6 protein-coding genes and 2 pseudogenes are annotated in these 10,087 nt (G+C 70.0%); 4 read left to right on the forward strand and 4 right to left on the reverse strand.

The features are described 5' to 3' along the window. A partial coding sequence (locus ACFY2A_RS30395; protein WP_387176759.1) for an IS5 family transposase occupies positions 1-656 on the reverse strand: 656 nt, incomplete at its 3' end. A gap of 543 nt (positions 657-1,199) precedes the next feature. On the opposite strand from ACFY2A_RS30395, the gene ACFY2A_RS30400 reads away from it, so the two are divergent. After that, positions 1,200-3,182 (forward strand): substrate-binding periplasmic protein, encoded by a 1,983-nt coding sequence (locus ACFY2A_RS30400; protein WP_387176770.1) that lies wholly within the window; start codon positions 1,200-1,202, stop codon positions 3,180-3,182. Between the two features lie 148 nt (positions 3,183-3,330). Then, a pseudogene (locus ACFY2A_RS30405) lies at positions 3,331-4,804 on the forward strand (NF041680 family putative transposase). Between the two features lie 339 nt (positions 4,805-5,143). Here ACFY2A_RS30405 and ACFY2A_RS30410 read toward each other — a convergent pair. The 3 genes from ACFY2A_RS30410 to ACFY2A_RS30420 are packed head-to-tail and all read right to left on the reverse strand — an operon-like array spanning position 5,144 to position 8,651. Then, positions 5,144-6,487 carry an MFS transporter gene (locus tag ACFY2A_RS30410; RefSeq protein ID WP_387176761.1) on the reverse strand — a complete coding sequence of 448 codons (1,344 nt, stop codon included), beginning with the start codon at positions 6,485-6,487 and terminating at the stop codon, positions 5,144-5,146. Beyond that, complete coding sequence (locus ACFY2A_RS30415; RefSeq protein WP_232511420.1) at positions 6,484-7,311, reverse strand: SDR family oxidoreductase; 828 nt, start codon at positions 7,309-7,311, stop codon at positions 6,484-6,486. Before ACFY2A_RS30415 ends, ACFY2A_RS30410 begins: the two co-directional genes overlap by 4 nt. Continuing rightward, positions 7,308-8,651 carry a flavin-containing monooxygenase gene (locus ACFY2A_RS30420; RefSeq protein ID WP_387176766.1) on the reverse strand — a complete coding sequence of 448 codons (1,344 nt, stop codon included), beginning with the start codon at positions 8,649-8,651 and terminating at the stop codon, positions 7,308-7,310. The genes ACFY2A_RS30415 and ACFY2A_RS30420 overlap by 4 nt, the downstream gene beginning before the upstream one ends. A 126-nt stretch (positions 8,652-8,777) precedes the next feature. Between ACFY2A_RS30420 and ACFY2A_RS30425 the strand changes: the two genes are divergently transcribed. Continuing rightward, positions 8,778-9,908, forward strand: coding sequence for a helix-turn-helix domain-containing protein (locus ACFY2A_RS30425; protein WP_387176768.1), 1,131 nt, complete (start codon positions 8,778-8,780; stop codon positions 9,906-9,908). A gap of 36 nt (positions 9,909-9,944) precedes the next feature. After that, positions 9,945-10,087: pseudogene (locus tag ACFY2A_RS30430) on the forward strand (site-specific integrase); the annotation flags it as partial.

Here is a 10,087-nt window from a genome sequence, read left to right on the forward strand (position 1 = left end):
ACGGGAAAATCCACTCCTGGCGGGCTACCGAGATCACCTGCACCCCGACATGATCCATCATGGACGGCCGACGGAGTTACGAGACGTCCCTTAGGCCCGGAGCTTGTGCTCACAGTCCTCAGAGTTAGGACCTCTTTGTCGAGCAGCCGGATGCCGATGGTGTTGTCGGTGACCGACGCCGCGGTCACCACGACCGCGATGACCAGCCCCAACGCGTCCACGGCCAGGCCCCGCTTACGCCCCGACACCTTCTTCCCAGCGTCCTTGCCGGTCGTGGCCGCCGGGACGTGGTTCGCCGCCCGGATCGACTGGGTGTCCAACACGACCGCGCTCGGATCTTCCCGACGGCCGACCTTCTCCCGCGCCTGGCAGCGCAACAGATCGTGGATCACCTGGTCGGTGCCGTCGTCACGCCACAGCGCGAAGTAGTAGTAGGTGGCCGACTTCGGCGGAAGGTCATGCGGCAAGTACGCCCACTGACAACCCGTCCGGTTCTGGTAGAAGATCGCGTTCACGATCTCCCGCAGGTCGTAGTCACCTGGCTGGCCCGACACCGACACCGCGACCCGCTTGGCCTTCCATGCCTGCAGAAACGGTCCGATCAGCTCCCACTGCTCGTCGCTGACATCGCTCGGGTACGGCTTTCGATCACCCATGACCGCGCTAACGCCCCATCCGCCCGACGGTCACGACCAGAACTCACATCCAACCCATCGACCAGCCGCTATCCATAGCGAACCCGCCGGAAGGCCACCAACCAGACGCAACGCATAGATCAGATCAAGTTACTGCGGACCGCCCTCTGAGGTCTCCGGTAACGTCAACATATTCAGGTGTGGGCGGAGCACCTGGTCAACACTGACCAATACCGGATCGTGCAGGTGTTGGTGCAGGCGACGCGGCCCGCCGAGGCGATCGTCTGGTGTCCGGTTGAGGACAGTCGCGCGCCTTCGCAACAGGTGCGTGACGCAGTACGGTCAGTGACCTGATCACGGTCGGCGGCAGTTGGGTACCGATGCCGCCCGTCAACGACCGGATGGTGGCATGCCGTTCCCGACCGCCCACGCCGGGCTGGTGTCCAACCGCCGAGAGGTGTCCTGGTCTTCGTCGCCCTGACGCTGGCGGCCGTCTCAACGCTCGCCTTCGCCACCGAGAAGCCGGATTCGGCCACGGTCGCGGACTACCTGAGCAACTCCTCCATCGCGGGCCGAGACCTTCGAGTCGGAGTCCTCGCCGACCGTCCACTCGTGGGCGAGGGCGACGGGTACGGGACCGCCAACAGTTTCGACCTCGACCTCGCCAGCGCCTTCGGGCGTTCCCTCGGTGTCTCGGTCCGCTTCCAGGCTGTCGACGCCACCGATCGGCTCTCCGCCCTGCTGAACGGCCGCGTCGACCTGGTTTTCGCCAGCCTGGTCCGGACAGCGGAGCGGGAGCAACTCGTTCAGTTCGCCGGCCCGTACCTCGAGGGGAAGCTGGTGGTCGCGACTAGGACCACCTGGCCGTCACCGGCCAAGCGGCATTCGCTGTGCGTGGCGGCAGGATCGGCCGCCGAGCCCGCCGCCGCCCGGACCGACTCGGTGCTGATCCGCGGCCCGAGCCCGGGCCGCTGCGTCAGCGAGGTGCTCGCCGGCCGCCTCGACGCCACCGCTGGCGACGAGATCCTGCTCCGCAGCCACGTCTCCGCTGCGGGCGGTAAGCTGAAGCTCTTCCCGCTGGCGGCGTATCAGCCGGCGCAGCGCTACTTCATCGGTGTCGCCCCGAGAGACCCGTACCTGAAGGCGCTCGTCGACTCGTTCCTGCACGCCAGCTACATCAGGGGCGTGGACGGCGTCTGGCAGCAAGCCGCGGACCGTCATCTCGTCGCAGCCGGGTTCACCGGCCTCCAGCCGCGACCGGAGGGGACCATGTTGCGCGGGGCCGGAGACGGGCCCCGTCCGACCAGCTCACCCGTCGCGATGAAGGCAGTCACCACCGGCACGCCACCGTCGAGGCGCCGATCCCGAACGATCGCGCACCGGCGGCGCCGGGGCACGGCACGCCGTACCGTCCGGCTCAGGACCGCCGCGACTGCCGTACCCGTTGATCCCCCCGCGCCCAGCGGCGAGCCGGCGGCGGCCGAGGCGAGCCGACAGGGCCCGTTGTCGCCCGGGGCATGGTCGCTGCTGTTCGGTGTACCGGTCGCCGTCTCGGCGCTCTACCTGTGGATCCAGTCCGGTGGCGACCGCCAGTTCACGCTGATGCTGGCGCAGAGCGTGAACCCGATCAACTTCCTCGCGGCGGTCAGCCTCTCCGTGGTGTGGATCTTCCCGGCCGTGCCCGCGTTGCTCTTCACCGTCGGCGCGGTGGTGCTCAGCAGCGCGGTCGACCGGGGTGGCCGGCAACGCCTATGCGACCGGTACGCGGTGGCCCGGTGGACCGCGCGGGTGCCCGGCTGGGTGGTCTGGTGTTCCATCGTGGCCGCTGCTGTCAGCACACCCCTGGTTTTCGCCCCGGCCTGGGCGCTGGCGCTCTGCGTGGCTCGTCAACGGGCGGTCACCGGGCGTCAGCTGCCCGGCGCGCGCCGGCTGCGGTGGCTCGCCCTGTCGGCCTCGGGCGCGATCGTCGGCCTGCTCGTCGCTCTGGCGCTGCCTGCTGAACCCGCGCTCGCCCTCACCATCGGTTGGCCGGTGCTGCTGCTCGTCGCCGGTGTGGACGCACCGCTGCACCCCGCTCGCGTCGTTCCCTTCCTGCGGGCCAGCGCCGCCCTGGCCGGGCTACTCGCCCTCGGCGTCGTACACGCCGTGGTAACCACACCGGTCCTGCCGTCCACCGCGCTGCAGATCGCCCGGGCACCGGTCCCGAGCAGCACGCCAGGTCAGACCGCCAGCGACCCGGACGTCGCGGCAGCGGACCCGCCGCTACGCCATCTGCGCGGCTACCTGGTGTCGGTGGACGACGAGTACACCACCGTCCTCTCCGATGCGGGCGGGGTCGAAACGGTCCGCAACGACGAGGTACGCTCCCGCATCTCCTGCCCCAGCCTGAGCGACCTGCCCGGGGACTCGGCGACCCTGCTCGGCCTGCCCCTGCGGGAATCTCTGCTGAAGGCTCTGGCCCGGCAGCAGCGACCCTCGACGTTGGAGGATCCGCGATGCATCATGCGGGTCGACGCGCCTCCGGACGACCGTTCGGAGACTCGGTGACGACACCGCCTCACCATTTAGAAGCGTCCGAGCTAACTTGAGCTTTAACGTGCTGGGCGGCAGCATCGACCCCGGCTGATCATGGGGCAGCCCTTGATCGATCATTGCTCTTGTCTAGGGAAGAAGATCGCAGACCAAGGGCTGTCTGGTGATCAGTGTGCACGATGCCGGGACGAACGATGAGGTCGGGCGGCTGGCCGCGTTCCGGCGCGAGTTCCACGCCTGTCTGACCGCTCGTCGGGATGCGTTGTTCGAGCTTGCCGATGCGTTGTTGTGCGGGGATGCACCGGTGCGGTCGCTGGTGGAGTTGTCGCTGGTGGGTGAGCACCGTCGTGGTCACGGCTCGTTGTACGCGGCGTTGAACCGCGGTCGGATCGACATCGAGCGGTTGCGGACCGCGGTGGCGGCGGTGCCGCTGCCGCGGGCCGCGGATGGGCGGATCGTTCTGGCGGTGGATGTGACCTGTTGGCTGCGGCCGGAGGCGCACACCTGCCCGCAGCGGGTGCTGTGTCACACCTACGGGCGTGGCAAGGACACGCACGTCGGGGTGCCGGGCTGGCCGTACTCGTTCGTCACCGCCTTGGAGGCCGGGCGCACCTCGTGGACCGGGCCGTTGGACGCCCGGCGGCTGGCGCCCGGCGACGACGCTGCCACGGTCACCGCCGCCCAGTTGCGGGACGTGGTGCGGCGGCTGATCGCTGCCGGGCAGTGGCAGCCTGGTGATCCGGACGTGTGGATCGTCGCGGACGCCGGATACGACGGGCCCCGACTGGCGTTCCTGCTGGCCGATCTGCCGGTTCAGGTTCTGGTACGGATGCGCTCGGACCGGGTGCTGCGCCGACCCACGCCACCCCGGCTGCCCGGCACCACCGGCCGCCCACGACGCCACGGCGGCGAGTTCATCTTCGGTGACCCGGCCAGCTGGGGTGACCCGGACGTCGCCACGAGCACCGACACCCGTCTCTACGGCACCGCGACCGCCCGGGCCTGGCACCGGCTGCACCCCAGGCTGACCCACCGCACCGCCTGCACCGCCCAGCACGGCCCGCTGCCGATCATCGAGGGCACCGTGATCCTGTTGACCGTCGACCGGCTGCCCTCCGGCGCCACCGCGAAACCGGTCTGGCTCTGGTGGTCCCAACCGGCCGCCACCACCACCGAGGTCGACCTGCTCTGGCAGGCGTTCCTGCGCCGCTTCGACATCGAACACACCTTCCGCATGCTCAAGCAAACCCTCGGCTGGACCAGCCCGAAACTACGAGACCCGCACGCCGCCGACCGATGGACCTGGCTCGTACTGGCCGCCTACACACAGCTACGCCTCGCCCGAGGCGCCGTCGGCGACCTCCGCCGACCCTGGGAACGCCCCGCACCACCCGAACGGCTCTCACCTGCCCGCGTCCGCCGCGCGTTTCGGCACCTACGCACCAAGGCCGGCTGCCCCGCCGCCGCACCGAAACCGAGCAGACCAGGCCCCGGACGACCGCCCGGACACCCCAACCGCCACCGAGCAACCCGCCCACGACGTCCACATCGTCACAGCCGCCACCAGCAACAAGCCGAACAGCAGCACCAAGAAAACGAAGACCTCGAACACCCCGAGGCCACGCCGCACAGGTTAAAGATCAAGTTAGGTCGGGGTCCTCGGGCACCTGTTCCACTGGCATGGCGAGCATCTGCGCGACCGGCCGGCGCAGCACCGGCTCCGCGGCCGCGCTGGCCCAGCGCCGGTGATGGGCCCGGCCGCCAGGGCCGCGTTCGCCGCCCCGAAGGTCAGCGGTGTCTACTGTCTGATTTCACCACTGGTCTTCACCGCCCCACCCGCCGCCGTCGCGGCATTCCTGGCCGACATCGTCGGCTGGCGTTGGGCATTCTGGCTGCTGGCTCCCCGCCCGATGCTCGGGACGCTAGCCATGCAAGCTTTCGCTCGGCGACCGGTGTCCGGCCTGAGCACACAACGCTCAACCGGTGTGGCGTGTCCGATCCAGCTTCCAGCGCACTTGGAATGTCAGCGCCGCGGCCATCAGCACCGCCGGGACCACGGTGAAGCCGATCAACAGGGCGGTGTGGGCGGACTCCGGCTGCGTCACGGTCTGCCCCTCGGTGGTGGCGATGAAGCCGCCTAGGGCGAGCACGGCCGAGTACACGTACGGGCCGATTGCGGTGCCGGTGGCTTCGGTGGCAGTCCAGACACCGGTGTAGGCGCCAGCCCGGACGGTACCGCGCTGCTCGGCGGCCGCGACCGCATCCGGGACCATCGAGAACGCGAACAGCTGCAGCCCGGCGAACGCGATGCCCAGGACGCCGACCACCGCGACAGCCGGCCCGGTGCCGTAGCCGAGCAGCGGCGCCAGCGAACCGGCCACGAAGACCGCCTGGCAGATCAGCAGGCCAGGCTGCTTGCCGATGCGCCGGGACACCTGCATCCACACCGGGCCGGCGATGACCGCTGGACCGAGGAACGCCCCCATGAACAGGGCGGTTAGCCCAGAGTTCTCGAAGACGTACTTGGTGTAGAACGGCAGCGCTGCGAGGAACAGGTGAGTAGTGGTGCCGGTGAACAGGTAGGACAGCACCAGCGCGCGGAAGTCGGGGTCCCGCCAGGCGACCGCGATGTCACCGATGGTCGAGTGGGCCGCCTGCTGGTCGGGCATCCGGAAACCGGCGTGGGCAGTGAGACGCCGTACCCCGGTCAGTGCGACCAGCCCGGAGATCACCATGACGCCGGAGAGCAGCAGGGCCATCCAGCCGTAGTCGCCGCGCCGTCCCGACTCCACCAGCGCCGGTGCGGCCACACCGGCACCAAGCAACCCGAGGGTGAGGAAAAGCATCCGGAACATGAACACCCGGGTGCGCTCGTGGTACCCGACTCGAAGATCGGACGGGGTGGTCAGGTAGGGCACCTGGAAACACGCGAAGAACAGGTTGCCGGCGATGAACCAGCCGCCCACCCAGAGCGCCGCCGATGCGCCGGAGAAACCGGCGGGCACCGAGAACATCGCCACCATGGCCACCGGAAGCAGCAGACCGACCCGCAGCATGCCGAGCCGGTGTCCGCTGCTGCGCGCTTCCCGGTCGGATCGGCTGCCCAGCATCGGATGCACGATGATGTCGATGATCTTCGGCAGCAGCAGGGTGAGACCGGCCAGGAACGGCGAGACACCGAGCGTATTGGTGAGGAAGTAGAGCAACAGCAGGCCGGGAACGGTCACCCAGACGCCCATCCCGACCGAACCGGTGGCGTACGCGATCAGGTCACCTGCCCTGGTCCGCACCTCGCCCGCCGCCCCGCGCAGCGCCGTCATCGGGTCGCCTCGTGCCGTGCGACCACACCCGCAGCCAGCTCGGCGCCCTGGAACGCGCCGGAGCGGACCCGGCCGGCGAGGATGCGCGCCACGATCCGATCGGTCAGCGCGGGCAGGTGACGGGCCAGGAAGAACTCGACCGCGCCCCGCCGGGTGGTGGGTAGATCACGGCGAGGACGACGACTGAGCGCGGCGCGTAGCACGGTCCGGACCACCCCGTCCAGCGGCTCGTATTGGCTCATGCCCTCCAGCGAGAGCCCGGCCGCGGCCGTCGAGTCGTGGATCGGGCTTCGTACCGCCGACGGGTACACGCAGGTGACGCCGACATGGGTGCCGAGCTCCAGACGCAGCGCGTCCGCGTACGCGACCAGGGCGCGCTTGGAGGCACCGTACGCAGCGGCCAGCGGCAACTGCATGACGGCCATCCGCGAGCTGAGCATGACTATCCGGCCGCCCGAGGCGACCAGCGCGTCCACACATGCGGCGGTGACCCGCCAGGTGCCCAGCAGGTTGATGTCGAGCTGGCGGCGTACTTCCGCGCCCGGCGCCAGTTCGGCCGGGGCGGGCCCACCGATCCCGGCGTTGTTGATCAGCAGGTCGAGCCCACCGAGCTGGTCAATTGCTTCGCGTACCACGGCCGGCACCGCGTCGTCGTCGGTGATGTCGCAGGCCAGGACCCGGACCGGGTCATCGGCACGGGGGGCCAGGTCCAACCCGACGACCTGGGCCCCGAGCTCGTCCAGCCGGGCACAGATGGCCCGGCCGAACGTGCCGGAGGCACCGGTGACGAGGACACGCAATCCGCGGGGGTCTCGGGCGCTCAAACCACTGTCTCCTCGGCGGTGAAGGTGCGTCCGCCCCGGGCGAGGCGATTTTGGCCAGCCGCGATCTCTCTGGGCAGGTCGGCGACGTACCTGTCGAAATCGATACGCATGTGCGGCCGCGCGTTCGTGCCCCACCGCTCGATGGCGGCGCGCAAGGCTCGCTGCACGGCGTGCTGCTGTTCGTCGATGCCGGGCAGGGCATAGCCGCCGGAGAGATACGCGGCGACCAGTTTGGCCTGGACCTCCACGACCGGCAGAGCGGCACCGGTGGACTGCATCAGGCCGACGAATGCCAGGCTGGGGTCGTCGAGATGGAAGACCCGCTGGTACAGCGGCAGCTGCTGGGGGTCGGGGCCCAGCCATTGAGGGGACAGGAACGGGATACTCACCCGGTACCCGGTGGCCCAGACGATCACGTCGACCGGGTCGGCGCTGCCGTCGGTGAACATCACCCGTTCCCCGTCCAGCCGTTCGATGCCGGGACGGGGGGTCACCTCGCCGTGGGTGAGCCGGTGCAGGATCGTGTCGCTGATCGTCGGATGGTTCTGGAACAGGCCACCGGCCGGGGCGGGTAAGCCGTACCTCTGTGGGGTCCCGACGGCGAGCCGCAACAGGGTCTCGGCGATGCGCTGCCGCAGCCGCCACGGCAGGGCGGCGAGGGCGCCGCCGGTCGCGTCGGCCGGGCGGCCGAACAGGTACTTGGGGACGATGTGGACGCCGCGCCGGGCGGAGAGCAGGACCGGCCCTCGAGCGACGTGCGAGGCGTCCACCGCGATGTCCATGGCCGAGTTGCCCATGCCGACGATCAGCACCCGCCGATCCCGGAAGACGTCCGGAGTGCGGTAGTCGTGGGCGTGCATCTGGGTGCCGTGGAACGTCCCCGGATAAGCCGGATCCGGATAGCGCGGATGCCAGTTGTGGCCGTTCGCGACCACCACGGCGTCGTACCGCTCGGTGTCACCGGACTCGGTCGTCACCGCCCAGTGCCGGTCTCGCTCGACGCGGGTGACCGTGCTCCCGAACCGGATGTGCGGAATGAGCCCGAACGACTGCGCATAGTCGGCCAGGTAACTGGCGACGCGACTGGCCGACGGATAGTCGGGCCAGTCCGCGGGCATCGGAAAATCCGCGAACTCGGTGCGGCGTTTGCTGGTGTTCAAGTGCAGGGAGGCGTACGCCGGAGACAGGCCGCTGCTGTTGTCCCTGACCCACAAGCCACCGGGCCGGTCACCCTTTTCGTACGCCACCACCGCACAACCGGCGTCGAGCAGCGCCTTCACCGTGGCGAGACCGGCCGCTCCCGCACCGATCACCGCCACCCGACTCGAAGAAACGGCCATGGTGCTCCTCGACGGTTGTAGCTTCCGCCAAACCGTAGGGCCTGGCACAGGGGCGAACACATGGCGTGGACCACGCAGTTTCGGGTTCTTGTTGTAGCGCACCACAACGGCGGGGAGCATGACAGGATGACGCATCCGGACGGCTGGACGACGATGGTGGACCTGATCGAACGCGTCGTGGGCGATGACGAACTGCTGCCGTCGGTGGTCGCCGGAGTTCGTACCACCGTGCGGGAGGTCTCCGCACTGCCCACCTCCGACATCGCCGGGCACACCCGCGCTCTGCTGGTGGCCGCAACCCGCGCATTGGCCGCACGGCGCGGCCCCACCGAAGCTGAGCTGTCGTTCGTCGCGGACCTCGGTGTCACCCGTGCCCGGCAGGGCGTGCCGATCGAATCGGTGCTGGGCGCGATCCACTTCGCCGAGCGCGCGATCTGGGCCCGGGCCCGGGAACTCGCCCGGGACCAAGGCGTCAGCGCCGAGCAACTGCTGGACGTCCGGGACCTTTACGACGACTGGGCCGAGGCCGTCCGGGCCCGGCTGATCAGCGCGCATCGGGCTACCGGAGCCAGCACGGATCCGCTTCCCGGGCGCCGGGACACGGCACTGCTGCGGCGGCTGCTCCAGGGTGGTTCGGCGGCCACGCTGGCAGCCGCCGAGGCCGGCCTTCCGGTCACCGACGGGCTGTGGGTGCTCGTCGCCCGGCCCGGGGAGACCGCCGCCGGCATCGAACGAGCCGTGCGCGAGCACCCGCCGGTGCTGTGCGCAACCGTGGACGACCTGATGGTCGGAGTTCTGTCCCGTGCTCCGTCCGCCCGCCTGAAGGGGACCGGGGCCGTGGCAGGGCTCGCCGGTCCGGCCGAACCGGAGAAACTCGCGCCGGTGCAGCGGCTCGCCACCGCGGCCCTGACCGCCGCCGAGTCCACCGGCCGCACCGGGCTGATCCACATTGCCGATGTGGCCTGGCTGGCGGCGTTGACCGAGCGGGCCGACCTGGCAACGGTGCTGCTCAACCGGTACGCGCCCGCTTGGGCAACACTCGGACCGACTGCCGAATCGGTGGCGCACGCCGTGCTCGCCTGGCTGGAGAGCGACCGCGATGTCGACCTCGCCGGGGCGAGACTTTTCGTGCACCCCAACACGGTTCGCAATCGGGTCCGGCGCTTCGCCGCCGTCACCGGCATCGACCCGGCGGGCACCTTCGGTGCCATGTCCGCCTGGTGGCTTTGCCGAACCTGGCTGCGCGACGCGACCTGATCTCGCACCGTGACGAAGCCGCGGGTCCCGAGGAAGATGCTCGTCCTGCCCCGATTCGCCGTCGGCATGCTCATGGCCCGCAAGGTCACCGCCGCGGACAACCCGCACGACGCGATCTTCGCCTCCCGGCGCGGCACCTGGCTCTCCCCCAACAACGTCCGCCGTCAGTGGCGTCAGGC

It is taken from the genome of Micromonospora sp. NPDC000442, assembly GCF_042898635.1.
Lineage (GTDB): Bacteria > Actinomycetota > Actinomycetes > Mycobacteriales > Micromonosporaceae > Micromonospora.

Excerpts from the sequence above, each read along its gene's own strand:
- ACFY2A_RS30420 (WP_387176766.1), bottom strand. The coding sequence starts at position 8,651 with ATGGCCGTTTCTTCGAGTCGGGTGGCGGTGATCGGTGCGGGAGCGGCC.
- ACFY2A_RS30425 (WP_387176768.1), top strand. The coding sequence starts at position 8,778 with ATGACGCATCCGGACGGCTGGACGACGATGGTGGACCTGATCGAACGC.
- ACFY2A_RS30410 (WP_387176761.1), bottom strand. The coding sequence starts at position 6,487 with ATGACGGCGCTGCGCGGGGCGGCGGGCGAGGTGCGGACCAGGGCAGGT.